This is a genomic window from Kribbella sp. NPDC051586 (assembly GCF_044453965.1).
GTDB lineage: Bacteria > Actinomycetota > Actinomycetes > Propionibacteriales > Kribbellaceae > Kribbella.
The window spans coordinates 1,772,397-1,797,226 of the sequence record NZ_JBITDF010000001.1 but is presented as its reverse complement, the minus strand read 5'-3'; the positions used below and the strand labels follow the sequence as shown (position 1 = coordinate 1,797,226).

Below are 24,830 nucleotides of genomic sequence, written 5' to 3'. Positions count from 1 at the left end.
TCCTTGTCCGTCAGGCCTGCGCCGGAGAGAACTCCTTCGCCACGACCTCGGCGATCTGGGCCGTGTTGAGGGCGGCACCCTTGCGCAGGTTGTCGCCGCAGACGAAGAGCTCCAGCTCGTTCGGGTCGTCGAGCGACTTGCGGATCCGGCCCACCCACGTCGGGTCGGTGCCGACGACATCCGCCGGCGTCGGGAACTCACCCTCCGCCGGGTTGTCGAACAGCAGCACGCCCGGAGCGTCCCGCAGTACCTCACGAGCGCCGTCGGCGTCGACTTCCTGCACGAACCGCGCGTGCACCGACAACGAGTGCGTGGTGACGACCGGCACGCGCACACAGGTCGCGGAGACCTTCAGATCCGGCAGGCCGAGGATCTTGCGCGACTCGTTCCTGACCTTCAGCTCCTCGGACGACCAGCCTTCGTCCTTCAGCGAGCCGGCCCACGGTACGACGTTCAGCGCGAGCGGAGCCGGGAACGGACCGAGATCGTTGCCGACCACCCGTCGTACGTCGCCCGGCGAGCTGCCCAGCTCGCGATTGCCCGACACCTTGGTCAGCTGGTCGTACAGCGCGTCGATACCGGCCTGCCCGGCACCCGAGGCGGCCTGGTACGACGCGACGACGAGCTGCTCGAGCTCGTAGCGGTGGTGCAGCGCGCCCATCGCCACGATCATCGACAGCGTCGTGCAGTTCGGGTTGGAGATGATGCCCTTCGGCCGGTTCCGGGCCGCTTCGGCGTTCACCTCCGGCACCACCAGCGGTACGTCGGGATCCATCCGGAACGCACCGGAGTTGTCCACCACGACCGCGCCCTTGGCGGCCGCGATCGGCGCCCAGTGCGCGGACACCTCGTCCGGTACGTCGAACATCGCCACGTCGATACCGTCGAAGGCGTCCTCGCTGATCGCGACGACCTCGACCTCCTCGCCGCGGACCTTCAATCGTTTGCCCGCGGAGCGCTCGGACGCGATCAGCCGGATCTCTCCCCAGACGTTCTGCCGGGTCGAGAGCAGGGTCAGCATCACCGACCCGACGGCCCCGGTCGCACCGACCACCGCCAGCGATGGCAGGCCCGCCCGGTCCTCGATCGTGTTCTCCACAGCGCTCACAGGGGTCACCGTCCAGTTCCTCCGTACACGACAGCCTGGGTGTGCTCGTCGTCCAGATCGAATGCGGTGTGCGCCGCGGTCACGGCAGCATCCACCAGGTTCTCGTCCACCACCACCGAGATCCGGATCTCCGAGGTGGAGATCATCTCGATGTTCACGCCGGCGTCGGCCAGCGCGGAGAAGAACTTCGCCGAAACGCCCGGGTGCGAGCGCATTCCGACGCCGACGACCGAGACCTTGCCGATCTGGTCGTCGTACAGCAACTGCTCGTAGCCCACCTCGTCCTTCATCCGGGCCAGGGCGGACATCGCCCGGGCGCCGTCGACGCGGGGCAGCGTGAAGGAGATGTCGGTGCGGTTGGTGGCGACCGCCGAGACGTTCTGCACGATCATGTCGATGTTGGTCTCGGCACCGGCGACCGTCTCGAAGATCCGGGCCGCCTCACCGGGCTTGTCCGGTACGCCGACGACCGTGATCTTGGCCTCGTTGCGGTCCTGGACCACGCCGGAGATTATTGCCTGTTCCATCTCATCCAGTTCCTTAGCATCGACGACCCAGGTGCCTTCCTTCTGCGAGAAGGAGGAACGCACATGGACGGGGACGTTGTAGCGCCGCGCGTACTCGACGCAGCGCAGGTGGAGCACCTTGGCGCCGCAGGCGGCCATCTCGAGCATCTCCTCGTAGGAGATCTTCGGGATGTGCTTGGCGGCCGGCACGATCCGCGGGTCCGCGGTGAAGATGCCGTCCACGTCGGTGTAGATCTCGCAGTAGTCCGCCTCGAGCGCGGCGGCCAGCGCCACCGCGGTGGTGTCGGAGGCGCCGCGGCCCATCGTGGTGATGTCCTTGGTGTCCTGGGCGACGCCCTGGAACCCGGCCACGATCGCGATGTGGCCCTCGCCGAGGGCGCCCTCGATCCGGCCCGGCGTGATGTCGATGATGCGCGCGTTGCCGTGCGCGGACGTCGTGATCACGCCGGCCTGCGAGCCGGTGAAGCTGCGGGCTTCGTACCCCAGGTTGGCGATCGCCATCGCCAGCAGCGCGGCGGAGATCCGCTCACCCGAGGTGAGCAGCATGTCCAGCTCGCGCGGCGGCGGCAGCGGTGAGACCTGCTGGGCCAGGTCCATCAGTTCGTCGGTCGTGTCGCCCATGGCGGAGATGACCACCACGACGTCGTTCCCGGCCTTCTTTGTCGCGACGATCCGTTGGGCCACGCGCTTGATGCAATCGGCGTCGGCGACCGAAGAACCGCCGTACTTGTGTACGACGCGTCCCACAGTGTTTCTCCTCAAAGCACTGGTTGCGGTACGCCGTGCGGCGTTGCACCAGGCGTAGTCTCACCGGTCATTCTAGCCGTGACCTCACCGTTGCCTACCGCCTGACCAGGACCCGGGCGAGCTGTCCGGTGGATCACTGCGGGTACCGGAAGGTTCCCCGCGCCGGGTCGTCGCGAACCGGAAACCGTCCGGTGACTTGTTCATATAAGTCTTCGCTGAAATACTGGTCCGGTGCACGCGTTCGACATCCTCGGCGACCCGGTCCGGCGCCGGATCCTGGAGCTGCTCGCCGACGGGGAGCTGCCGGCCGGCAGCATCGCCGGCACGATCGGCACGGAGTTCGGCATCAGCCAGCCGGCCGTCTCGCAGCATCTGCGGGTCCTGCGCGACAACGGCTTCGCGACCGTGACCGTCGACGGCACCCGCCGGCTGTACGCCGTCGACCCCGGCCCGCTGCGCGAGATCGACACCTGGCTGGACCGCTATCGCAAGTTCTGGATCAACCGGCTCGACGCGCTCGAGACCGAACTGCACCGCGGCCGCCGAAAGGACTGACAACCTTCGGGGCGTTGCGTGCATCAGGTTTGGTATGCGGAACATCGTCGCCAGGCTGTGTATGTCCGAAGACGGCATCGTCGAACGGCCGGAGCAGTGGCTGACCGACGCCCGGCCGGCGCTCGCCGAGCTGGTCGCCGGGGCGGAGACCGTCCTGCTCGGCCGCAAGACGTTCGAGCGGTACGCCGCGACGCTGACCGGCCTCGAGCACACCCGGAACCTGGTGATCGGGTCCCGCCCGGTGGTCGCCCGCCCCGGCACCGAGATGCTGCAGGGGGATACCCGCCGGGTGCTCGCCGCACTGAAGGCAGTGCCCGGCGACGACCTGCAGGTGATCGGCAGCCTGTCGCTGGTGCGCTCGTTGCTGCGGTGGCGACTGATCGACGAGGTCTCGTTGCTCATCCACCCGGTCGCCGCGGGCCGCGGCATGTTGCTGGACCGCCGGCCGCTGCGGCTGATCTCGATGTGCGCCCGCGACGGCGGCGTACTCGAGGCGAACTACCGCGTGCGCTACGCCGCGACCGCCGTACCGTCGACGACACTTGTGTCCGCCGGCCGATGGGGCGGCACGCGCAGCAGGGACAGGGTCGCGAGTCCGGCGAGGACGGCCGTCAGGACCCACGCGTAGCGAACGCCGAACGCCTCGACCACCGCACCGGCGACCGCTGAGCCGATCGCGGATCCGACCATCCCACCGCTCTGCGCCCAGCCGAAGATCTCGGTGTGCGCCGCGGTCGGCGTGAGGGCGCCGATCCGTTCGTAGAGGGCCGCGACCGTCGGTGCGATCATGCAGCCCGTCGCGAACATCCCCACTGCGAGTGCGACGACGGACGACGTGGCGAGGACGCAGACGGCCACCAGCACGGCGAACACCAACATCCGGCGCCAGACGGCCGACGTACGACCGCCGGGAAGCGCACCGTTGATCACACCTCCGGTCACACTGCCCACCGCTGCCACCGTCTCGAGGATGCCTGCGATCAGCCGGTTGCCGTGCTCATCGGCGACGGCGACCATGCCGAGCGACATCGACGCGAATCCCATCACCAGGCAGGCCCAGGCGAGCAGGATCGGCGTGCGATGCGCATGGAAGACCAGCTGCCAGGCAGTCGGACGCGGACCGGCCGACTCGTCGTGAGGTACGTCGGTCCGCTGGTTGAGTCCGAACCACCAGATGGCGCCGGCAGCCGTGACGGCACACACCAGCAGTCCAGCGCGCGGACTGGCGAAGCTGACCATCACTGCACCGAGCATCGGGCCGAAAACGAACAGGAGCTCCTGCGCGGTGGCGTCCAACGAGTAGACGGCGCGCAGCCGGGAGCCGTGTACAAGTCGCGGCCAGTTGGCGCGCAGCGCTGAGGTGACCGGCGCGACGAACACACCTGCGAGCACAGCGGCGACCGGGAGCAGCCGGTACCAGCTGTAGGGCAGCAGGGCGAGCACTGCCATCCACAGCCCCCAGGCCATGCCGGTGCCGATGACCACCTTCCGTGCACCCCTACGGTCGGCCATCCGCGACCAGACCACGCTGGCTACCGCAGTACCGACCGAGTAGGCGCCCGCGACCACACCGGCCCAGCCGAAGTTGCCGGCCGCGTCCTTCGCCAGGAACGCCAACGGGACCATCGTCGCCAGCACCGGCATCCGGGCGATCAGCGCCGAGGCCAACAGGGCCACGACGCCATGGGTCTTCCAGAGATCGCGATACGCCGACAGGTCCATAAGCTGCATTCTTTCCTGACATCGTCGGCCACCGCGTCGGGAATTCTCCCTATCTCATTTTGTCGGTGGTATATGCGAACATGTGTTCGTGTCCTTGGGCGGTGCAACCATCCTGCATGCCGATCTCGACGCGTTCTACGCGTCGGTCGAGCAGCGGGACGACCCGCGCCTGCGCGGCCGGCCGGTGATCGTCGGCGCCGGGGTCGTCCTCGCCTGCAGCTACGAGGCCAAGGCGTTCGGCGTCCGGACGGCGATGAACGGTGGACAGGCGTTGCGCCGCTGCCCCGGCGCGATCATCGTCGAGCCGCGCATGTCGGCGTACTCCGAGGCCAGCAAGGCGGTGTTCAAGGTCTTCGAGGACACGACGCCGCTGGTCGAGGGACTGTCGATCGACGAGGCTTTCCTGGATGTGGGCGGTCTGCGCAAGATCCGCGGTACGCCGGTGGAGATCGCGCGACGTCTGCGCGCCGAGGTGCTGTCCCGGGTGGGGCTGCCGATCACGGTCGGAGTGGCGCGGACGAAGTTCCTGGCCAAGGTGGCGAGCGGGGTCGCGAAGCCTGACGGGCTGCTCGAGGTCGCGCCGGACCGGGAGCTGGAGTTCCTTCATCCGTTGGACGTTTCGCGACTGTGGGGCGTCGGTGAAGTGACGGCGGAGAAGCTGCGCAGCCGCGGGCTCACCAAGGTCGGCGATGTCGCGATCCTGCCCGAGGCGGCGTTGATCGCGATGCTCGGGCGGGCGTCCGGGCGGCACTTGCATGCGCTCGCCCACAACCGCGATCCACGGCCGATCGAGGTCGGCCGGAGACGCCGGTCGATCGGTTCGCAGCGGGCGCTGGGCCGTTCGCCGAAGTCGCCGGCGACGCTTGATGCCGTGCTGGCAGGCCTGGTGGATCGAGTCAGCCGCCGGATGCGCACCGCGGGCCGGTCGGGCCGGACGGTCACCCTACGGCTGCGCTTCGACGACTTCACCCGCGCCACCCGGTCGCATACATTGCCCCAGGCAACAGATCAGACGCGGGCGATCCTGATCACCGCGCGCGCCCTGCTCCGGACGGCGCATCCGTTGATCGCCGCCCAGGGAATCACGATGATCGGGATCTCCGTCGGCAACCTGGAGAACGAAGCTGCTCTCCAGCTCGCACTGCCCTTCGACAAGGCGGCGAACAACGAGCTCGACTCGGCGCTCGACCAAGTCAAGGACAAGTTCGGCACCGACGCCATCACCCGGGGCATCTTGCTCGGCAAGCGCCAAGGGCTGGAGATGCCGATGCTGCCGGACTAGTCGGTCAGCTTCAGCTCAAGGACGAGTTCGTCGTGGAGCGGGATGTCGTAGGCGCCGGTCGGCGGGATCGTCGGTTTGAGCTTGCGGGACTCGTCGACGGCGCCGCGCGAGACGGCGACGATGCGCAACCCCCGGCGTTGGTAGAAGCGGAGGGCGTCGAGGTTCGTTGGTCGTGATCAGCCAGAGTCGGCGTGCCCCAGCCGCGCGTGCGGTCTCGGCGGCGGCGTCCAGAAGCGCAGTGCCCACGCCGAGGTGCGGCACCGGGGCGTCGATCGTGACGACCTCCAACTCCTGGTCCTGCAGGGTGTAGGTGAGCAGTCCGACGATCCGGTCGTCGTCCTCGGCGACGATTGCCGGCAGGGTTGTCGCGTCGTACGCAACTCCGTGTGCGACTGCGATGTGGCTGCCCCACGACTGGATGAGTAGTTCGCTGATCGCGGCGCTGTCCGCTGCGGTGGCCGGCCTGGTCTTCATCAGTACGAATTGTCGTGGCGGTGACCGGCGTACCAGTTGAGCGCCGCGCGGAGTTCGTTGACCTGAGTCTGGCGGCGCGTCTGGGGTGCGCCGTGGGCGACCGGGTAGATGCGCAGGCCGCCGTGGTGACGGCGGTTCGAGACGGGCAGTTGGTTCTGGTACGGCGGCTCGAGCCAGGCGATCAGCCACGGGCGTTTGCTGTCTCCGCCGACACGGATCCGGATGACGCCGGACCAGGGGACGGTGGCTTCGCGGTACGCGCGGTCGATGGTCAATCCCTGTGGAGACAGGCGAAGGACGACTTTTGGTCTCAGTGCGAGGATCCAGTGGCGGATCGCGAAGTACAGGAAGGTGAGCGAGACCAGGCCGGAGAGCGTCGAGAGGGCGGGGTGCAAGGCCTGCAGTTGCGGGTCGCCCGGGACGAACGCGAGACAGAAGAACGTGGTGATCGCCGCGAACACGGCCGGTCGCATCCGGCTGGTCGCGAAAGTCGCGCCAACTACTTGCGGCGCGACGACGGCCGGCTCAGCTTGGATCGGTGGATGCGGCAGAACCTTCGTCGGTGGCGGCGCGACTTGTGTCGTGGGTTGCATCGGCCTGGTGGGCGGGTTGAAGACGGCGGGCGGTCCGAGCAGGTGCAGGATCTCCAGCGGTGACGGTCTGTGGGCCGGATCGCGGGCGAGGCAGCGGCGTACGACGTCGTGCAGGGGACCCGGCAGTGGCGGGATGTGCGGTTGTTCGTTGACGATCCGGTGCAGCATCGATGCCGGGCTCCCGGTCGCGAACGGGCCACGCCCGGAGGCCGCGAACACCAGCACCGCGCCGAGCGCGAACAGATCGCTCTCCGGCCCGATGCCCGTCCCCGTGATCTGCTCCGGCGACAGATACCCCGGCGTACCGATCACCATCCCGGTCGCCGTCAGGCTCGCCTCTTCCAGCGCCCGCGCGATGCCGAAGTCGATCACGCGCGGGCCGTTGTCGGTCAGCACGATGTTCGACGGCTTGAGATCACGATGGACGACACCGCTCGCGTGGATCGCCATCAACGCCTCGGCCAGCCCGCTCGCGAGCGCCTGCACCCCGGCGGGTGCCAATGGCCCGGACGTCTCGATCGCCTTCTGCAGCGTGGGTCCCGGCAGATACTCCGTCGCCAGCCACGGCCGGTCCGCGTCCGGATCCGCGTCCACCACCGCCGCCGTGAACGCGCCGCTCACCTTCCGCGCGGCGTCGATCTCGCGGGCGAACCGGGCCCGGAAGGCCGAGTCACCGGCGAGCTCGTCGCGTACCACCTTCACCGCGACCAAGCGCCCGCCCGGCGAACGAGCCAGATAGACCGCACCCATCGCCCCACGGCCGAGCCGGCCCTGGATCGCGAACGACCCGACCACGGCCGGATCCTGAGGATGCGTTGTCATCGGGCGTCACGCTAACGCGCTTCAGGATCGCGGGTAACCGATCTCGGCGATCCCCTCGGCCAGATCGCTCAATCGCCGCTGCCGGTTCAGCGAGGTGACGACGTACTCCGTCAGCGGCATCAGCGCGTACACGTGCCGGATCGGCTCGAGGTCGAGCGCGACTTCGTAGTAGTCCTCGGCAAACGTCAGATACGCCTCGGGCCGGCCGTCGGCGAGGAGCTCGAAGAGCCAGTCGGCGCCGTCGCGGTCCACGTTCTCAACCGGGCCGCAGGACCAGGCCGCGTCGTCCGTCGTACGCCAGAAGCACACGGTCGCCCGCGGCACCCCGTCGTCGCTGAACGCCTTCTCGTCCCGCGCGGCGTGGAACTCCTGCGGCACACCGTCGAGCAGACCGGGCCACGACTTGCGATCATTCACGTACGGCGACATCGGCGACTCATGGTCGAACCCGTACGCGAATGCGCCAGCCGGCGAGAACACGATCGAGTACTCACCGCCCGACCCGTCCCGCATCAGGGCCGCTTCCTCGGTCCCGGACCAGCGCGCGTCGAACTCGTAGTACCTGGTGCTCTCGTCCTCGTTGAGCACCAGGTCAAGCACCGCCAACGCCCGACTGACCCGCCGAACCACACCGACGTCCGGCATCCGCCGGATCACCTCATGAACAGACACCTTTGCCTAGCGGCGCTGGACGGCCTCTTCGGCGACCTCGACGAGCTCGCGGTCGGTCGCCTCGGTCTCCGCGTCGTGGGCCGGCTCCAACCGGTCGTGCGCGATCAGCGACTGGATGGCCCGCAGTACGGCGCTCGCGGCAGCACCCCACGTGGAGACGTAGGAGAACTGCCACCACCACAGCGCCTCGACGACGCGGCCGTCCTCGTAGTGCGCGAGGCCGTGCACGAGGTCGGTCGCGATCGCGGTGAGGTCGTCGGAGAGCCGGTTCACGGTGATCTCCGGCGGGGCCGCGTACGGGTCGAAGACCTCGGCGTACTCGTCCAGGCCCTCGAACAGCACCGCGAGACGGTCCCGCATCGCGTCGAGGTCCGGATCCGGGCCCGCGTCGCTCTCGAATCGCTCCTCGGGGACGAAGTCCTCGAAGGCACCGAGCCGGCCGCCGGCGAGCAGCAACTGGCTCACCTCGAGCAGCAGGTACGGCAGCGAGGCGAGGCCCTCGTCGACCCCGTCCTCGTCCGGCTGCGCGGCGATGTCCCGCACCGAGATCAGGAAGCTCCGGACCTGGTCGGCGATCTGTTCGGCGAACTCGGTCAGGTCCTCCGAGTCCGTGGTCAATGCGCGCTCCGCAATATCTGTTGGTTCAGTCATCGATCGATCGTCGCCCTTCAAACGCCCGTCCGAGTGTGACCTCGTCGGCATACTCGAGGTCACCGCCTACAGGAAGTCCACTAGCCAAACGGGTGACGCGCAACCCCATGGGCCGCAGCAGGCGGCTCAGGTAGGTGGCCGTCGCCTCACCCTCCAGGTTCGGATCGGTGGCCAGAATGATCTCCATCACTTCACCACTGGCCAGCCGTTGCATCAGTTCCTTGATCCGCAGCTCGTCCGGCCCGATGCCCTCGATCGGCGAGATCGCCCCGCCGAGCACGTGGTACCGGCCGCGGAACTCGCGGGTGCGCTCGATCGCGACCACGTCCTTGGCCTCTTCGACCACACAGATCAGGCTCAGGTCCCGGCGCGGGTCACGGCAGATCCGGCACTGCGGCTCCTCCGCGACGTTGCCGCAGATCTCGCAGAACTTGACCTTCTCCTTGACCTGCACCAGCACGTGCGCGAGCCGCCGTACGTCGGTCTCGTCGGCCGCGAGCAGGTGGAACGCGATCCGCTGCGCGGACTTCGGTCCCACTCCGGGCAACCGCCCCAGCTCGTCGATGAGATCCTGAACGGCCCCCTCGTACACGTCAGCCCGGGTTCTGACCGGATGCGCCGGCCCCGCTCCCCGGGTTCACGAACCCGACGCCACCACGATTCTCGTCAGCCGCGCGGCCACTGTTGTCCGCCTGCCCGCCGTCCGCCTGGCTGCCGTCCGCCTGGCTGAGGTCGCCCTGCCGGGTCTCACCGGCGGGGGCGTCGCCTGCCTGGCTGCCACTGGCCTGGCTGCCACTCGCCTGGCTGCCACTCGCCTGGCCGCCGGGCCGGGGCTCATCGGGCTCGCTCGCGCTGCCGGGGGCGTCGTCGTCGCCTGGTCCGACCGCGGGCGGCGTCGCGCCCGGCAACCCGAATCCGGCGGGCGCGGACTGTGCCGGCGCCCCACCACCGAAGCCGGGGAACCCGCCCTCGCCACCGAACGCCCCGCCCAGCCCACCGGCCAGCGGTCCCATCGCGGCGGCCGCGGCCTGCTTCGCGTTCTCAGAGGCGTCGCGGACCGCGGCGACGACCAGGTCGGCGAGCGTCTCGGTGTCGTCCGGGTCGACTGCTTCCTTCTTGATGTTCAGGCTGAGCAGCTCGCCCGTGCCGGACACCAGGGCAGTCACCAGACCACCGCCGGCCGACCCCTCGATCTCCTGACCCTCGAGGTCTGCCTGCGCTTCCATCAGCTGGCTCTGCATCGCCTGCGCCTGCGCGAGCAGGTTGGACATGTCGAAGCCCCCAGCACCGCCACCGTCGAACACTGCGATCTCCTCGTCCGAACCGCTCTCCCGAGCCCCGAAGCTTGCCTACCCGGTCCCCGACACGCCGCCGACGACCGGAGCCTCAACACTAGCCGGTCCCTCGGACAACCCCACCCACGCCTAAAAACCGACCAGTCTCCCCAAAGTTATCCACAGCCTTGTGGACAGCTTTTCCCACAGGCTTGTGGATCGTGTGGACACCCGCCGCGACCGGGCGGTCGCGGCTGTGGACAGGCTGTGGGAGCGAATTTCAGCTGAACTCAGTTGGGCTCTTCGGTGATGATGTGGGCGCCGAGGGTCTCCCGCAGCAGCTCCGTATGCGTCCGCGGATCGTCATCCAGCACCACGTCGTCCTCGCCGATCGAGGCCGCTTCCTCCTCCGGCGTCAACGGCACCTCAGGCACCACCGGCGCCCGAGCCGCCATCCGAGCCTGCTCAGCCGCCACCGCAGCCTCCGCAGCCCGCCGCTTACTAGCAGCCTGCTCCCGCCGATCCACCGGAGCCTTACCCGCACCGGCGTTGCCTGCTCCGGGAGCCTGCTCCCGTCGGCTCACCTCCGGCTGCCTGGCCTGCCTGTCATCCCACGGATCGGGCTCCGGCGCCTCGTCAAAGTCCGGCGGCTCCCGAAGAGCCACACCCCCAGCACCAGCCCAAGCCCCGCTCTCGTCCCCAGCCACTCCGGGCCTACCGCCCCCAGCCGGCCCAGACCCAGCACCCCGCCCCCCAGCCCCACCACGAGCCGCCGACCCCGCGCCACCACCCGCCGAACCACCAGCGCCACCAGCGCCACCAGCAGCAGTCATACGTGCGCCGGTACCACCTGCCGCACCCGCACCACCTGCAGCACCCGAGCCGTCGGCAGTACCACTGACGCCACCTCCCGCGCCTGCACCGCCGCCGTCCGCACCGCCACCGCCGAGCCCGGCACCAGCCGCGTCGCCACCGCCTGGACCGGCCGCTGGTTCAGCTACACCGCCGCCGGCCACGAACCCACCATGGCCAGCGCCAGCCGCGCCACCCACACCGGGACCACCTGCACCGGGACCACCTGCACCGGAGCGATCCGCACTCGGACCAGATCCGCCCGGACCACCTGCATCCGAGCTACCAGGATCGACGCTACCTGCCCCCAGTGCACCCCCGGCACCACCCGGCGCGCCACCAGAACCACCCTGGGCACCTCCGACAGGGCCGCCCTGGGCACCTCCGCCTGAGCCGCCCGGCACGCCGCCACCACCTGGCACGCCACTTGTCCCGCCCTGGCCGCCTCCACCGGATCCGGCCGGCGTACCTCCGCCACCTGCGCCAGGTGCGCCGCCGCCGCCAGATACGCCGCCTCCGCCAGATACGCCGCCTCCGCCAGATACGCCGCCTCCGCCAGATACGCCGCCTCCGCCGGGTGCGCCGCCACCTTGGCCGCCGCCGGGGCGACCGGCCGGGCCGCCTGCACCTGGGTCGCTCGACGGGTCTACGACGGCTTCGACGCGGCGGTCGACGCCGATGGTGTCGACCATCGCCTGCCGAAGGATCTCGTCACTCCCGGAGCGCGCGAAACTCTCCCGCGCCCCAGCGTTCACCAGCCCGAGCGTCAATGTCTGATCATCGATGGCAATGACCTGCGCGTTCTGACTCAGCATGATCCAGGCAAACCGCCGCTTGGCCTTCACAGCTTCCAGAACCTCAGGCCACAACCGCCGAATATCCGCCAGCCCAACCGCCCCACCGGACGCCCCAGCACCGCCCGCCGCAGCACCGCCCCCCGCGGAAACCGCATCACCAGCAGCTACGTCACTCGGAGCCGCACCGCCAGGCGAAGAGTCAGGACCGTCACCCCAGGCACCCGTACGCCCCCCACCAACCGAACCCACACCAGAACCCGCGCCACCACTCGCCGCGGAACTGCTCGCGCCACCCACCGGCTCCGAGCTCGCCGACCTCGCCGGACGCGTGGCTGCAGGCGTAGGCACCGGAGAGCCAGCCTCTGCTCCACCTGCACCTGCTCGACCACCTGCACCAGCTGGATCCGTCGAGCCGGCCGGAGCATCGTCGACTGAGCTGTCTGCAGGCGCCGCTTGGGGCGTACCCCCACCGGTTGCGGCTGCTCGTGCGGCCGCTCGACTGGTTGTGATGTCTGCTCCGGATGCGCCTGATGCCGTGTAGTCCGACGCACCGCCCGGAGCGCCGGCGCCCGGCGTACCTCCACCGGATGCGGGCGGCTGGGCTGTGGGCGCAGGTCCTGTGGCGGCTGGTTGCGCGCCGTCCGGCGTACCGGCTGGGGCGCCGATGGCCAGGCGGCGTTCCATGCGGTCGAGGCGGGCTTGGATGCCGTTGGTGGAATCGTCGGCGCCGGGCAGGAGCACCTTGGCGCAGATCAGCTCGAGCTGAAGCCGGGGGGCGGTCGCGCCGCGCATCTCCAACAGACCGGCAGCGACGATGTCCGCCGCCCGCGTCAGCTCTGCCGGACCGATGCCGGCGGCCTGCGTCTGCAGTCGCTCGCCCTGGTCCTCGGCCGCTTCGATCAGACCGGACACGACGGCATTCGGCACGGCGGAGAGCACGACGAGGTCCCGCAACCGCCGCAGCAGGTCCTCGGCGAACCGCTTCGGGTCCTGGCCGGTCTCGATGACCTTCTCGATCGTCTCGAACACGGCCGCACTGTCATGCGCCGCGAACCCATCCACACACGCATCGAGCAACGAGTCCGGAGTGAACCCGAGCAGCGCGACCGCCAGCTCGTACGTCACCCCTTCGGGCCCGGCACCACCGATCAGCTGGTCCAGCACGCTCAGCGAGTCACGCACCGAACCCGCACCGGCACGCACCACCAGCGGCAGCGCGGCAGACTCGATCGCCACGCCCTCCGACTCGCACAGCGTGGCCATGTAGTCGGCCAGCACCTTCGGCGGGACCAGCCGGAACGGATAGTGGTGCGTCCGGGACCGGATCGTCCCGATCACCTTGTCGGGCTCGGTGGTGGCGAAGATGAACTTGAGATGCGGCGGCGGCTCCTCGACCAGCTTCAGCAGGGCGTTGAAGCCCTGCGTGGTCACCATGTGCGCCTCGTCGATGATGTAGATCTTGTAGCGGCTCTCGACCGGCGCGAAGAACGCGCGCTCGCGCAGATCGCGGGCGTCGTCCACACCACCGTGCGACGCCGCGTCGATCTCGATCACGTCGATGCTGCCGGGCCCGCCACGCGCCAGGTCGGTGCATGACTTGCACACCCCGCACGGCTCGGCGATCGGGCCCTTCTCGCAGTTGATCGCGCGGGCGAGGATCCGCGCGCTGGTGGTCTTTCCGCACCCGCGCGGCCCGGAGAACAGGTAGGCGTGGTTGACCCGGTTGTTGCTCAACGCGTTTCGCAACGGCGCCGTGACATGGTCCTGCCCGATCACCTCCGCGAAGGTCTCCGGGCGGTACCGGCGATACAAGGCAAGGGGCGCTTCCACGCTCGCAACCCTAGCGCTGACGCCGGACATTTCCTCGCCCGCGCACTGCGACCCGACCCGCCGCGTCCGGCGCTCACAATCGCACAACCGCGGCACGGGCCTGATCAGGTACTGCGGGACCGGATCACCGGGTGCGCCGGGTCCTCGTGGTCGATGACGACGGTGGCGGCCGCCGCCGGATCGCATTGAGCCTGATACGCGCGCCATCCGGGCACGAACTGCGTCGCGAACAGTTCCCGCGTGGCGTCGTCGCCGCCGTAGCGCTCGCGATCGCGGAGCAGACCACGCCGAAGCATCTCGTCTTCGCTGACGTGGAGGTAAATGCCGACGTCCCAGTACGGGCGTAGCGCGGTCTGCAGCAGAAACACACCGTCGACGATCAGCACCGCGTCGTACGGCGCAGTACCGGTCGCGTCGCCCGCGGCTCGATAGTGGCGCTCGCCGCCCGGCCCCAGCGGGATCAGCAGCCCGGCAATCAACGCAGCCAAGTCGAAGTTGTCGTCGAAGTACCCCGTGGCCGGCACGCCCGGCGACTGCGGGCGGTCCTCGGGCGGCCGGATGTAGTCGTCGATGCTCGCACGGATCACCGGGCGCAGACCGGACAATGCGTCAGCCAACTCGTTGGCCATCGTCGTCTTGCCGGCCGCATCCGGCCCGTCCACCGCGAGCCGCACCGGACGATCCCGGGAAATACCGTCGATGACGCCGATCAACTGCGCAAGAACAGCCTGCCGGGTCGCCACCTCGCGACCGTAGGCCCCCGACCTGAGGGAACGCCAGAGACGGTCTAGCGTGAGGTCGTGGCGACTGGGGATGTGCGGCAGCAGGCTGTTATTGCGCGGGCTCGTGAGGTGCTACCCGGCAATGAGCGGGTGCTCGGGGTCTATCTGATCGGGAGCTACGCAACCGGGGCGGCCGACAGGTACAGCGACGTCGACGTACACCTGGTGGTGACGGACGACAGTGTCGAGTGGTTCAGGGAGCACTGGGACGACGTACTGCGGGAGCTGACCGGGCCGACCGTGCTGACGGACGTCGTGCCTGGGCTGATCGGTGGGCTGGGGATCACGGCGGACTGGCTGCACGTGGATCTGTTCATGCATCCGTTGGAGTCGTTCGACCGACTGCAGTACGACGGGGTGCGGGTGCTGTTCGACCGGGACGGTACGCTGTTCCCGGACGGTGACATCGCTCCGAAGGGCGGTCAGGCCGGCGAACCGTATTGGCCCGCGGCCAACGTCAACCTCTTCTTCTACTTCCTGGGGAACCTGGTCACAGTCCTCGGCCGCGACGAGCGGATCGTCGGCAATCAGGGCGTCGGCGCCATCCGCGACCAACTCGTCGCGCTCATGCTGGCCGAACGCGGCGTACGCCGTACCAGCGGAGCCAAGCGCCTCAACGCCCTACTCTCCGCCGAGCAACGCGCCGCACTCGAAGCCATGCCTGCCGCCGGCACCGATCCGGCCGACATCATCGCGGCGAATCAATACATCTGCCGCCAGTTCATCGCCCGCGGCACCGCTCTGGCCAAGCTGACCGACAACCCCTGGCCGACCGAATTCGTCGAGGCGACCCTTGCGCACCTGCGCAATCATTTCCAGGTCACCTTTGACTGACCTCAGCCCGGGCTACTCCTCGTCGGCCTCGTCCTTCTTCGGCAAGTGCTCGGCTGCCTTCTGACCGGCCGAGCCGAGCTTGTTGAGGACCTTGCGAACGCCGTCCACGACCGCATCGCCGACCGGGTTCTCGTTGTTGTCGTCGGGGTCGCCGATCGCGCCGCTCGAGCTGGAATCCATGGAAGCTCCCGATGGTTGCCGGAGGCATACACCTCGCATGCCCACGGCAACCAATCTACGACCGGCGCCGACTCACTCCAGGTGGTAGTTGGCGAAGCGGGTGCGGAGATCCTTCTTCGAGAACTTGCCGACCGACGTCTTCGGCACCTCCTCGATGAACTCGACCGCATCCGGGACCCACCACTTCGCGACCAGCGGGCGCAGGTACTCGAGGATGTCCTCGCTGGTCGCGGTCGCGCCCTCCTGGAGGACGATGCACGCGAGCGGCCGCTCGTCCCACTTCGGATGTGGCACACCGATGACTGCGGCTTCCTTCACCGCCGGATGGGCCATCAGCAGGTTCTCGAGCTCGACCGAGCTGATCCACTCGCCGCCGGACTTCACCAGATCCTTGGTCCGGTCGACGATCCGGACCGACCCGTACTGATCGATCGCGGCCACGTCGCCGGTCTTCATCCAGCCGTCCTCGGTGTTCAGCTGGACGCCGTCGTCGGGACGGTAGTACTCCGCGGCGATCCACGGGCCGCGGACCTGCAGCTCCCCGGTGGCCTCGTCGTCCCAGGGCAGCGCCTCGATCGAGCCTGGCTCGACGATGCGAACCTCGACGCCGGGCAGCGGCAGACCAGCCCGTGCGCGCAGGTGCGCCTGCTCCTCCTGGGGAAGATCCTCGTTCCTCGCGGGCACGTGGGACGCGGTCGCGACCGGGCTGGTCTCCGTCATCCCCCAGGCCTGCAGAATCGGCCGGCCGAGCTTCAGCCGGAACGCCTCTGACAGAGCCTCGGGCACGGCGGAACCGCCACACGGGATCCGCCGCAGCTTCGGCAGCTCCACGCCGTCGAGCAACGGCAGCAGCCCCTGCCAGATCGTCGGCACCCCCGCCGACAACGTGACCTCCTGCTCCTGGAGCAGCTTGAGAATCCCCGCCGGGCTCATGTCCGGACCCGGGAACACCAGCGACGCGCCGGCCATCGGTGCGGCGTGCGCCAGACCCCAGGCGTTCGCATGGAACATCGGCACGACCGGCATCACCGTGTCCGTCTCGGTCAGCCCGATCCCGGCGTTGGTCAGGACGCCGATCGAGTGCAGCCAGGTCGACCGGTGCGAGTACACAACGCCCTTCGGATTTCCCGTCGTACCGCTCGTGTAGCACATCGCGGCGGCCTGATTCTCGTCCTCGACGTGGAACTCCACGGGCTCGGCCGCGGCCAGCAGCTCCTCGTAGTCGTGGAACCGCGGGTCGTCCGGGACCTCCGCACCCGGCGCCCCTGGCGGCAGGTCGTCCATCACGACGACATGTCTCAGCTGTGGCAGCCGCTCCAGCAGCGGCAGGAACAGGCCCAGGAGCGACCGGTCGACGAAAACGACCTCGTCCTCGGCGTGATTGGCGATGTAGACGATCTGGTCCGGGAAGAGTCTGATGTTGAGCGTGTGCAGCACCCGGCCGGTGCAGGGCGCGGCGAAGTACAGCTCGAGGTGGCGACCTGAATTCCACGCGAACGTCCCGACCCGGCCGTCCGCGCTGATCCCGAGCGTGTCCAGGACGCCACCCAGACGTCTGGTCCGCTCCGCCCACTCGGCGTACGTCCGCGTGGTTGGCGCGGGACCGCCCGTGTGGACGGTCTTGTCCGGGTAGAACTGCTCGGCCCGGCGGAAGATCGTGTCCAGCGACAGCTGGTAGTTCTGCATCAGACCCTTCATGCAGACACTGTGCCAGTCGCGGTGTCGCCTTGACCATGACCTCAACCGGACTTTCTCCGGCACTTTTCCGGAACCCGTCGCCTCAGGCAACAGCTACCACCTCGCACCGCAAGACTCGCCGCAAATAGATGTCATGACACACGTGTCGTGTAATATATCGGTCATGAAGGTTGTCGAGGAGCTTCGCTACCTCGTGCTGGCGATCCAGCGCGAGGGCAATCGGCTGCTCGCCAACGAGCTGCGTCCGCTGGGCATAACGCCTTCCCAGGCAGAGGTTCTGCGAGTGCTGCGGGACCACGGCCCCCTCACGCTGAACGCGCTGGGCGGCCTCCTGGTCTGCGAGACCGGCAACAGCCCGAGCCGCCTCGTCGATCGCCTCGTCGCCCAAGGTCTGGTGAAGCGCGGCATCGACAAGGTCGACCGGCGTTACCTCACGCTCAGCCTGACCACGCAAGGCCGGGCGCTGCACCGCCGCATCGTCACCGCGGAAAACAGGCTGCACCGCACGATGCACGACCTCGTCGCCGGCCAGGCCCTCGACGAGACCATCACCACGCTCCGCACGCTCGCCGGCGCCTTTCCGGCCGGCGCGGCCCTGGCCCGCCGCCGGGATCCCGAACTCGCCACTCAGGAGAACTAGTCATGGAACAGGCCACCGAGACCATCAACGCCGGTCCCGCAGCGATCCGTCACGTCCTGCTCGACGCCCTCGCGCTCCCGGAGTGGAACGAAGCGTTCCTGGCCATCGACGGACCCGACGAGGCGGATCGCGGCGCCCACTACGCGCTGCGGGTCCGGCCGGGCTTCGCCGGCGAGCTGGAGTACACGGTGGTCGAGCCGGACCGGATCGAGATCAGCTGGCAGGTGCCCGGGTTCCGCGAGGTCGGGACTTGGACGATCTCGCCGGACAGCCAGGTCACCCACACGTTCGAGCAGTCCGGCCCGCTCGCGACCGTTCTCCGCCCCGCCTATCGGGACATCGCCACCATCCGGCTGGCTCGCCTGGCCAACCGCGTCCGCCAGTTCAGCCACGCTGCCTGACGAGTCACCCTTTCCCGCCGTACGCTCCGTGCCATGCTCATGGAGATCCGTGGCACCAGGCTGTACGTCGAGCAGCGAGGCGCTGAGGACGCGCCACCACTGCTGTTCATTCACGGCGGCCCCGGCGCGGGCTCGTACGACTTCCTGGCCTTCCAGGGCGATCGGCTGAGCAGGAGCTTCCGGCTGACCACAGTGGACCAGCGCGGCGTGCAGCAGTCCGACCCGCTGATCGGACCGGTGAGCGAGCAGGACCTGATCGCCGACTTCGAGGCTCTTCGCGAGACGCTCGACATCCAGCAGTGGGCGATCCTCGGTCATTCGTACGGCGGTCGCTTGGCGCTCCGGTACGCCGCCGCACACCCGGACGCCGTGACGAAGGTCGTCTTCGAGAACCCGGGCTGGGACATGGTGCTGGCCAGCGACGCGCTTCTCAAGGCAGCACTCCCCCTGCTCCCAGGTGTCGAGGCCCGGCCCCACACCGGTCCGGCGACGAAGGCCATGTGGGACGAGCGGATCGCACTGCTCGCCCAGCTCGGCGACCGCAGGATGGAGATCTACACAGGCCCGGACTTCCGGGACCTCCAACTCCCGGCGGACACGGCCATCTCCGACGAGTACCACGCGCGCTCGGGCCACTTCCACGAGCAGATCACCAGCTCGGCCAGCTTCGGCGAGCAGGTCCTGCAGTACTTCGCTCAGCTGAGCCAGCCCGCACTACTCATCAAGGGCGAGTACGACCCGGCCACCAGCGCACAGGAGATTGAGCTCTTCCGGTCCGACGTACCGAACGGCACCTACTACTACGCGTCCGGCGCCGGCCACTTCCTCCATGCCGAGCAGCCGGAGCTCTATGCCCAGCTGGTGACGGACTTCCTGCTCAGCTGAACGCGAGCGGCACTGCGCGCTTGTGAGCGGTACGGCGGTGGGTCGCGATGATCGTGCTCGCCGCCTTCTCGTCCACGTCGAGGCCTTCGAGGAAGTCGTCGATCTCGTCGTACGTGACGCCCAGCACGGCCTCGTCGGGTACGCCGGGGTTGTTGGTCTCCAGGTCCGCAGTAGGGACCTTGCCGGTGGTCTCCGGCTCCGCACCGAGCCGTTCCCCGACCGCACGGACGCGGCGCTTGTTGAGGCCGGACAGGGGCGTCAGGTCGCACGCGCCGTCGCCGTACTTGGTGAAGAAGCCCATCACGGCCTCGGCCGCGTGGTCCGTGCCGATCACCAGCGCGCCGCGTGCCCCGGCCACGACGTACTGCGCGACCATGCGCTGGCGTGCCTTGATGTTGCCGACGTGGAAGTCCTCACGGTCGCCGAGCCCGGCGTGCCGCACTGACTCGACCATGGCGTCGGTAGCCGGCTTGATGTTCACGTCGAGCGTCTCGTCCGGCTTGATGAACTGCAGTGCGCGCTGTGCGTCCGCCTCGTCGGCCTGCACGCCGTACGGCAACCGCATCGCGACGAACGTCGCCTGACCGCCCTCGGACCGGATCCGCTCGACCGCGAGCTGGCCGAGGCGCCCGCCGACGGCGGAGTCGACGCCGCCGCTGATGGCGAGCACGTACCCCGCGGCGCCGGTCTGCCGGAGCCGGTCGGCCAGGAACTCCACCCGCTGCTCGATCTCGGTGTCCACGTCGAACGCCGCGGGCACGCCGAGCTCGGCGATGATCAGTTCCTGCAGGTATCGGCTCTCGGGGTTCATCGGACTCCTCACCGCGCCAGGCCCTGGACATAAGGATTCCCCGCGCACCCGGAAGAGCTCACTTACCCTTGCTGCCTTCCGGCCCTGGGGGGTTTGGGCGAGATACCGCCACGCGGGGAACCAGCCACGAGTGTACGGGATCCCTCTCCGCAACCGGGAATCGGACTGCCGTCACCTGTTGAGTCATCTGTTGAGTCACCGGTTGGCCGCGCACGCTCTGAGCGAACAGGGTGGTCAACGGGTCCGGTCCGGGCTCACTCTGGATGGGTGACGGATCATCAATTTGGCGCGTTCGGGATCACGACGGGGCTTGACGGCAGTGCGGAGTCTCTTGACGCGGCGCGGGCGGCGGAGGAGCTCGGGTACCCGGCGATCTGGTTGTCCGGCGGTCCGCTGCCCGGGTTGCAGACGATCGTCGACCTGGTCGGAGCGACGACGGCGATCAAGTTCGTCAGCGGCATTCTGGGGGTGACGAAGTACAGCGCGGCCGAGGTGAGTACGACGTACGCCTCGCTGGAGGCCACTGCGCCGGGACGGTTCACTGCTGGTCTGGGTGGTGCGCACGGCCCTAAGCCGATTGCCACGCTCAACGGGTACCTGGACGAGCTCGACGTACCCGTGGAGCGCCGAGTGCTCGCTGCGCTGGGTCCGCGGATGATGAAGCTGGCTGGCGAGCGGACTGCCGGTGCGTACCCGTTCCTGACTGGTGCGGCGTACTCCGCCGAGGCGCGGAAGGTCCTGGGTCCGGAGAAGCTGCTGGCCGTCAGCCACCTCGTCGTACTCGAGACGGACGCGGACCGAGCGCGGGCGATCGCGCGGGACACGCTCAGCTTCTTCACTCGCATCCCGGGGTACGTCGCGTCGTTCGAGCGGCAGGGGTTCAGTGCGGCCGATCAGGCCGAGCTGCCCGACCACATGGTCGACGCGCTCGCCGCATGGGGCAGTCCAGCCGACATCAAGGCCAAGCTGACCGAGCACCTGGACGCCGGCGCCGACCACGTCGCGGTCAACGTCATCACCGGCGAGACCGGTCCGCAGCCGATCGAACAGTGGCGAGCGCTAGCTCCCACTCTCCTGGGGTAGCGGCTTCTCGTAGAGCCGGGCGACCGACTCGAGCTTGTCGTACCGGTACGGGCGCTCCTCACCCGTCGGCTCGAACCCCTGCCGCTCCCAGAACCCGGTGGCGACCTGCGCATTGGTATCCACGACCGCGAGCCGCAGCGTCCGGATCTCGCGCCACGTGCTCCCGACGTACCTCTCAACGAGGCCGTACGTCGTCCCGCCACAGCCCAGCCCCTGGTACTTCGCGTGGACCTCGAGCAGACCGATGAAGGCAGTGTGGTCGTTCGGAAACCCTCTGAGCACGTCGACGACTGCAACCAGCCGATCCGCCGCAAAGGCCCCCAACACAACCTTCGACTCCTCCGGGAGCCCCTCCGGCCTCATCATCAACAGACTCTGCGCGTCGGATGCGCCAGGCGGGTAGCCGGTGATCCGCTCGGTATACCCAGGATCAGACTCGACCAACTCTTGCAGCGCATCCACATCCCCAGGCGCGATCGCCCGCAGCACCACCTCGTCCACAGACCCGACCCTAGATGAGCAGGCCCGATTTCGGATTCCCCCGCCCCCTTCGGTATCCTCTCCGCTTGGAGGATTCGCCTAGAGGCCTAGGGCGCACGCTTGGAAAGCGTGTTGGGGGCAACCCCTCACGAGTTCGAATCTCGTATCCTCCGCCAGGCTTTGGTGGTGAACGTGGGAGAGGTCGGTCGCGCGAGCGATCGGCCTCTTGTCGTTCTGGGGTGGGGCGAGTTGAGGCGACCGGGAGCTGGGTCAGTTCACGCGCGCGCGGTGGGGGGCCTCGGTGAGGATTTGGGTGGCGGTTTGGGTGGGGGTTTGGGAGGAGGTGTCGAGCCACCAGCCGAGGTGGCCGAAGGCGTGTTTCATGGTGGATTCGAGGGTTTCGTAGTTGTCGAAGTCGAAGTGGTCGGCGGGGTTTCGGGTTTTGTTGCGGTGGCGGCAGGTGTCGGGGCCTGGGGCCAGGATTATGAAGAGGACTTCGCGGGGGGCGAGGAGGTCGAGGAAGAAGTCGAGCCTCTCGCGGGACGCGACCATGGCGTCGATGAGGGGTGTGAAGCCGGCGTCGATGAAGTTGTTGGCTACTGCGCACAGGTTGCGGTGGAGGAGCTCGACCTGGCGGGCGGCTTCGTCGGCAGGCTCGCCCAGCGCGAAGACGAAGCCGTTGACGATCAATTGGTTGAACTCGTCGCCGCCTAGCCGGGCGGAGCGCGGCAGCTGTTCGGCGACCAGCCTGGTGACAGTGGACTTGCCGGCTCCGGGCATGCCGGTCACCAAGTAGCACGGGTCAGGCATCGCGGTTTCCTGGGGAGACGAGGCCGGTTTCGTAGGCGAGGACAACGGCTTGGGCTCGGTCGCGGAGGGTCAGTTTGGCGAAGATGCGGGCGACGTGGGTCTTCACCGTCGCCTCGCTCAGGGCGAGCTCGGTCGCCAGTTCGGCGTTGGACAGGCCTTGGCCCATCAGAGTGAGCACCTCCAGTTCGCGGGGAGTGAGGCTGGTCAGGTCGCGGTGGATCGCAGGTTGGGGCGCGGCCGGTGTCGCGAAGCGTTCCACCAGGCGGCGGGTGATCGAAGGCGCCAGGAGCGCGTCGCCGGTCGTCACGAGGCGGACTGCCGCGGCCAGGTGCTCGGGCGTGACGTCCTTGAGCAGGAAGCCGCTCGCGCCGGCGGCCAGTGCGGCGTACACGTAGCGGTCGAGGTCGAAGGTCGTGAGGATCAGCACGCGGCAGTCGGTCGGGCCCGCGAGGATCCGGCGGGTCGCCTCCAGACCGTCCATGGTCGGCATGCGGATGTCCATCAGCACGACGTCCGGGCGCAGGCGTCGTACGGCCTCCACCGCCTCGGCGCCGTCCGCGGCCTCGCCGACGACCTCGATGCCGCGGGCGTTGAGGATCATCTGGAAACCGGTTCGAACCAGGGCCTGGTCGTCCGCGATCACCACTCGGGTCGTCATGGGCGCTCCAGCGGCAGCTTGGCGCGGACCCGGAAGCCGCCGCCCAGCCGACGGCGCGCGTCCAGATCTCCCCCATACACAGCCACCCGCTGCTTGAGACCGAGCAGACCGCGTCCGTCGCCGCCTGGAGCGGGCGGTCGGCCACCGGTCAGGAAGCTGGGCCCGGTGTTGAGGATCTCCACCCGCAGGGCGTGGGGTGCGTAGCGGACTGTCACTTCGGCCTTGACGCCGTCGCCGTGCTTCAGCGCGTTCGTCAGAGCCTCCTGGATGATGCGGTACGCCGTGACGTCGAGCCCAGTGGGGAGCGGTCGCGGGTCCCCCGACACACGCACTTCCACAGGTAATCCAGCAAAGGCAATCCGGTCGATCAGCTCACTGAGACGGCTCAGAGTCGGCTGCGGGGACAGGGGTTCGTCGTCCTCACCCGAAGCCTTCGGTGCGAGCAGACCGAGCAGATGGCGCAGTTCGGCCATGGTGTCGCGGCCTGCGGCCTCTACTGCGAGCAGAGCCGCCTCCGCGTCACCAGGCGACGTCGCCAGGACCTGCCGCGCCGCACCGGTCTGGATGACCATGACGCTGACGTTGTGGCTCACTATGTCGTGCAGATCGTGCGCTATCCGCGCGCGCTCGGCGTCGACCGCGCTGCGAGCGGCTGTCGCCCGTTCGCGCTCCAGCAACCACCCCCGCTCCTCCAGCGCCCGGGTGTGGGCACGCCGGGCCCGGACGAGCGCGAACGCGAGCAGACCGGCCAGCACGGCGAGTGCCGCGACAAGCAGCCACAGGGTGATCACAACATCCACTCTCCCAAAGCTGTTCGCAAAAGCGCATCATCCGCCCGGCGCACGCCGTACATCGGCAGGATGACGGCGGGCGGGGATTACGTCGGCAGGCTGACGTCGGCGGAGGCTGACCGGCTCTAGCGTGAGCAGCATGACGGAGGACGCAGGCAACGGACAGGCGGTCGTACGGCTCACCGCCGTACGCAAGGAGTACGGCGAATCGGTCGCGCTCGACGGAGTGTCGCTGGAGATCCGCGCCGGTGAGGCGGTCGCGGTGATGGGACCGTCCGGCAGCGGCAAGTCGACGCTCCTCAGCATGGTGGCCGGACTCGACCGGCCGACATCAGGGGACGTTGTAGTGCACGGCGACGACCTGGGCTCGCTGAACGAGAAGGGGCTGGCGTTGTTCCGCCGCCGCCGGATCGGCATGATCTTCCAGTTCTTCAACCTGCTGGACGACCTGTCCGCCCTCGACAACGTCGCATTGGCCGCACAGCTCACCGGTACGTCGGCCTCGCACGCACGCAAGCGCGCACTCGAGCTCTTCGAGGAGCTGGGCATCGGTGGGCGGCGCAACACGTACCCGGCGCAGCTGAGTGGCGGTGAACGGCAGCGTGTCGCAGTCGCTCGCGCACTGATGAACCGCCCGGCGGTTCTGCTCGCCGACGAACCCACAGGCGCACTGGACACCCGGGCCGGCGAGCAGGTGATGGACCTCCTGCTGGACCTCAACCAGATCGGTCAGACGCTGCTCCTGGTCACCCACGACCAGCAACTCGCGACGCGGTGCGCCAGCCGCGTCATCGACTTCGTCGACGGACAGATCGCCGACGAGCGCAGTCTGGAGCGTACGTCGTGAGCGCCGTGTGGCCAGTGTCCCGAG

At 68.8% G+C, this 24,830-nt stretch carries 27 protein-coding genes, 1 tRNA gene, 1 other RNA gene and 1 pseudogene; 10 read left to right on the top strand and 20 right to left on the bottom strand.

Translation table 11 applies throughout. The annotated features are described in order from the left end of the window. Window positions 1-10: 10 nt before the first annotated feature. Window positions 11-1,117, bottom strand: a complete 1,107-nt coding sequence (locus ACIA58_RS09020) for an aspartate-semialdehyde dehydrogenase (protein ID WP_396403032.1) — start codon at window positions 1,115-1,117, stop codon at window positions 11-13. Beyond that, a complete protein-coding gene (locus ACIA58_RS09015; RefSeq protein WP_371406551.1) occupies window positions 1,114-2,382 on the bottom strand; it encodes an aspartate kinase in 1,269 nt (422 codons plus the stop codon). The genes ACIA58_RS09020 and ACIA58_RS09015 overlap by 4 nt, the downstream gene beginning before the upstream one ends. Window positions 2,383-2,613: 231 nt before the next feature. On the opposite strand from ACIA58_RS09015, the gene ACIA58_RS09010 reads away from it, so the two are divergent. Further along, window positions 2,614-2,937, top strand: coding sequence for a metalloregulator ArsR/SmtB family transcription factor (locus ACIA58_RS09010; protein ID WP_363882823.1), 324 nt, complete (start codon window positions 2,614-2,616; stop codon window positions 2,935-2,937). A gap of 34 nt (window positions 2,938-2,971) precedes the next feature. Next, window positions 2,972-3,565: a dihydrofolate reductase family protein gene (locus ACIA58_RS09005; protein WP_396403031.1), complete on the top strand. Its 594-nt coding sequence runs from the start codon at window positions 2,972-2,974 to the stop codon at window positions 3,563-3,565. Here ACIA58_RS09005 and ACIA58_RS09000 read toward each other — a convergent pair. Then, window positions 3,448-4,659, bottom strand: coding sequence for an MFS transporter (locus ACIA58_RS09000; RefSeq protein WP_396403030.1), 1,212 nt, complete (start codon window positions 4,657-4,659; stop codon window positions 3,448-3,450). The two genes, ACIA58_RS09005 and ACIA58_RS09000, sit on opposite strands and share 118 nt — an antisense overlap. An 88-nt stretch (window positions 4,660-4,747) precedes the next feature. On the opposite strand from ACIA58_RS09000, the gene dinB reads away from it, so the two are divergent. Then, window positions 4,748-5,941, top strand: a complete 1,194-nt coding sequence (gene dinB, locus ACIA58_RS08995) for a DNA polymerase IV (protein WP_396403029.1) — start codon at window positions 4,748-4,750, stop codon at window positions 5,939-5,941. Here the strand turns inward: dinB and ACIA58_RS08990 are convergent. From ACIA58_RS08990 to ACIA58_RS08950, 9 genes and pseudogenes are all read right to left on the bottom strand, one after another. After that, window positions 5,938-6,069, bottom strand: coding sequence for a hypothetical protein (locus ACIA58_RS08990; protein WP_396403340.1), 132 nt, complete (start codon window positions 6,067-6,069; stop codon window positions 5,938-5,940). The two genes, dinB and ACIA58_RS08990, sit on opposite strands and share 4 nt — an antisense overlap. A gap of 49 nt (window positions 6,070-6,118) precedes the next feature. Continuing rightward, window positions 6,119-6,415: pseudogene (locus tag ACIA58_RS08985) on the bottom strand (GNAT family N-acetyltransferase); the annotation flags it as partial. After that, complete coding sequence (locus ACIA58_RS08980; RefSeq protein ID WP_396403028.1) at window positions 6,415-7,830, bottom strand: serine/threonine-protein kinase; 1,416 nt, start codon at window positions 7,828-7,830, stop codon at window positions 6,415-6,417. The gene ACIA58_RS08980 and the pseudogene ACIA58_RS08985, both read right to left, overlap by 1 nt. A 21-nt stretch (window positions 7,831-7,851) precedes the next feature. Then, the gene (locus ACIA58_RS08975) at window positions 7,852-8,475 is read right to left on the bottom strand and encodes a hypothetical protein (protein WP_396403027.1); all 624 of its coding nucleotides are present in this window, start codon (window positions 8,473-8,475) and stop codon (window positions 7,852-7,854) included. A 33-nt stretch (window positions 8,476-8,508) separates the two neighbouring features. Further along, on the bottom strand, window positions 8,509-9,153 hold the full coding sequence (locus tag ACIA58_RS08970; protein ID WP_371406543.1) for a DUF5063 domain-containing protein: 645 nt from the start codon (window positions 9,151-9,153) through the stop codon (window positions 8,509-8,511). Then, the gene (recR, locus tag ACIA58_RS08965) at window positions 9,146-9,745 is read right to left on the bottom strand and encodes a recombination mediator RecR (protein WP_360143871.1); all 600 of its coding nucleotides are present in this window, start codon (window positions 9,743-9,745) and stop codon (window positions 9,146-9,148) included. Before recR ends, ACIA58_RS08970 begins: the two co-directional genes overlap by 8 nt. Before the next feature lies 1 nt (window position 9,746). Further along, window positions 9,747-10,457: a YbaB/EbfC family nucleoid-associated protein gene (locus tag ACIA58_RS08960; protein ID WP_396403026.1), complete on the bottom strand. Its 711-nt coding sequence runs from the start codon at window positions 10,455-10,457 to the stop codon at window positions 9,747-9,749. A 260-nt stretch (window positions 10,458-10,717) separates the two neighbouring features. Beyond that, on the bottom strand, window positions 10,718-13,906 hold the full coding sequence (locus ACIA58_RS08955) for a DNA polymerase III subunit gamma and tau (RefSeq protein WP_396403025.1): 3,189 nt from the start codon (window positions 13,904-13,906) through the stop codon (window positions 10,718-10,720). A gap of 104 nt (window positions 13,907-14,010) precedes the next feature. Then, on the bottom strand, window positions 14,011-14,649 hold the full coding sequence (locus tag ACIA58_RS08950; protein ID WP_396403024.1) for a uridine kinase: 639 nt from the start codon (window positions 14,647-14,649) through the stop codon (window positions 14,011-14,013). A 57-nt stretch (window positions 14,650-14,706) separates the two neighbouring features. On the opposite strand from ACIA58_RS08950, the gene ACIA58_RS08945 reads away from it, so the two are divergent. Further along, window positions 14,707-15,522, top strand: coding sequence for a nucleotidyltransferase domain-containing protein (locus tag ACIA58_RS08945; RefSeq protein ID WP_396403023.1), 816 nt, complete (start codon window positions 14,707-14,709; stop codon window positions 15,520-15,522). Window positions 15,523-15,534: 12 nt separating this feature from the next. On the opposite strand, the gene ACIA58_RS08940 is transcribed toward ACIA58_RS08945, so the two are convergent. Together ACIA58_RS08940 and ACIA58_RS08935 are read right to left on the bottom strand one after the other, a co-directional pair. Further along, window positions 15,535-15,702, bottom strand: a complete 168-nt coding sequence (locus ACIA58_RS08940) for a hypothetical protein (protein WP_396403022.1) — start codon at window positions 15,700-15,702, stop codon at window positions 15,535-15,537. Window positions 15,703-15,774: 72 nt separating this feature from the next. After that, window positions 15,775-17,400 carry a long-chain fatty acid--CoA ligase gene (locus ACIA58_RS08935; RefSeq protein WP_396403021.1) on the bottom strand — a complete coding sequence of 542 codons (1,626 nt, stop codon included), beginning with the start codon at window positions 17,398-17,400 and terminating at the stop codon, window positions 15,775-15,777. Window positions 17,401-17,563: 163 nt separating this feature from the next. On the opposite strand from ACIA58_RS08935, the gene ACIA58_RS08930 reads away from it, so the two are divergent. The 3 genes from ACIA58_RS08930 to ACIA58_RS08920 are packed head-to-tail and all read left to right on the top strand — an operon-like array spanning window position 17,564 to window position 19,326. Further along, window positions 17,564-18,040 (top strand): MarR family winged helix-turn-helix transcriptional regulator, encoded by a 477-nt coding sequence (locus ACIA58_RS08930; protein WP_396403020.1) that lies wholly within the window; start codon window positions 17,564-17,566, stop codon window positions 18,038-18,040. 2 nt (window positions 18,041-18,042) lie between these two features. Continuing rightward, window positions 18,043-18,441, top strand: coding sequence for an SRPBCC family protein (locus ACIA58_RS08925; RefSeq protein ID WP_396403019.1), 399 nt, complete (start codon window positions 18,043-18,045; stop codon window positions 18,439-18,441). Between the two features lie 33 nt (window positions 18,442-18,474). Further along, window positions 18,475-19,326, top strand: a complete 852-nt coding sequence (locus tag ACIA58_RS08920) for an alpha/beta fold hydrolase (RefSeq protein ID WP_396403018.1) — start codon at window positions 18,475-18,477, stop codon at window positions 19,324-19,326. Here the strand turns inward: ACIA58_RS08920 and nadE are convergent. Together nadE and ffs are read right to left on the bottom strand one after the other, a co-directional pair. Further along, entirely contained in the window at window positions 19,319-20,137 is an 819-nt protein-coding gene (nadE, locus tag ACIA58_RS08915) for an ammonia-dependent NAD(+) synthetase (protein ID WP_396403017.1), read from the bottom strand. The genes ACIA58_RS08920 and nadE overlap by 8 nt on opposite strands. A gap of 28 nt (window positions 20,138-20,165) precedes the next feature. Continuing rightward, window positions 20,166-20,262: signal recognition particle sRNA small type (ffs, locus tag ACIA58_RS08910), an RNA gene on the bottom strand. A gap of 142 nt (window positions 20,263-20,404) precedes the next feature. Between ffs and ACIA58_RS08905 the strand changes: the two genes are divergently transcribed. Next, window positions 20,405-21,220 (top strand): TIGR03620 family F420-dependent LLM class oxidoreductase, encoded by an 816-nt coding sequence (locus ACIA58_RS08905; RefSeq protein WP_396403016.1) that lies wholly within the window; start codon window positions 20,405-20,407, stop codon window positions 21,218-21,220. On the opposite strand, the gene ACIA58_RS08900 is transcribed toward ACIA58_RS08905, so the two are convergent. Next, window positions 21,197-21,721, bottom strand: coding sequence for a GNAT family N-acetyltransferase (locus tag ACIA58_RS08900; protein ID WP_396403015.1), 525 nt, complete (start codon window positions 21,719-21,721; stop codon window positions 21,197-21,199). The two genes, ACIA58_RS08905 and ACIA58_RS08900, sit on opposite strands and share 24 nt — an antisense overlap. A gap of 67 nt (window positions 21,722-21,788) precedes the next feature. Between ACIA58_RS08900 and ACIA58_RS08895 the strand changes: the two genes are divergently transcribed. Next, window positions 21,789-21,876 (top strand) — tRNA-Ser (locus ACIA58_RS08895). Window positions 21,877-21,970: 94 nt separating this feature from the next. On the opposite strand, the gene ACIA58_RS08890 is transcribed toward ACIA58_RS08895, so the two are convergent. The 3 genes from ACIA58_RS08890 to ACIA58_RS08880 are packed head-to-tail and all read right to left on the bottom strand — an operon-like array spanning window position 21,971 to window position 23,968. Beyond that, complete coding sequence (locus ACIA58_RS08890) at window positions 21,971-22,480, bottom strand: AAA family ATPase (RefSeq protein WP_396403014.1); 510 nt, start codon at window positions 22,478-22,480, stop codon at window positions 21,971-21,973. Window positions 22,481-22,502: 22 nt separating this feature from the next. Continuing rightward, window positions 22,503-23,168: a response regulator gene (locus tag ACIA58_RS08885; protein ID WP_396403013.1), complete on the bottom strand. Its 666-nt coding sequence runs from the start codon at window positions 23,166-23,168 to the stop codon at window positions 22,503-22,505. After that, window positions 23,165-23,968: a sensor histidine kinase gene (locus tag ACIA58_RS08880; protein WP_396403012.1), complete on the bottom strand. Its 804-nt coding sequence runs from the start codon at window positions 23,966-23,968 to the stop codon at window positions 23,165-23,167. Before ACIA58_RS08880 ends, ACIA58_RS08885 begins: the two co-directional genes overlap by 4 nt. Before the next feature lie 130 nt (window positions 23,969-24,098). Between ACIA58_RS08880 and ACIA58_RS08875 the strand changes: the two genes are divergently transcribed. Further along, window positions 24,099-24,806: an ABC transporter ATP-binding protein gene (locus ACIA58_RS08875; RefSeq protein ID WP_396403011.1), complete on the top strand. Its 708-nt coding sequence runs from the start codon at window positions 24,099-24,101 to the stop codon at window positions 24,804-24,806. The last annotated feature ends 24 nt before the right edge of the window (window positions 24,807-24,830 follow it).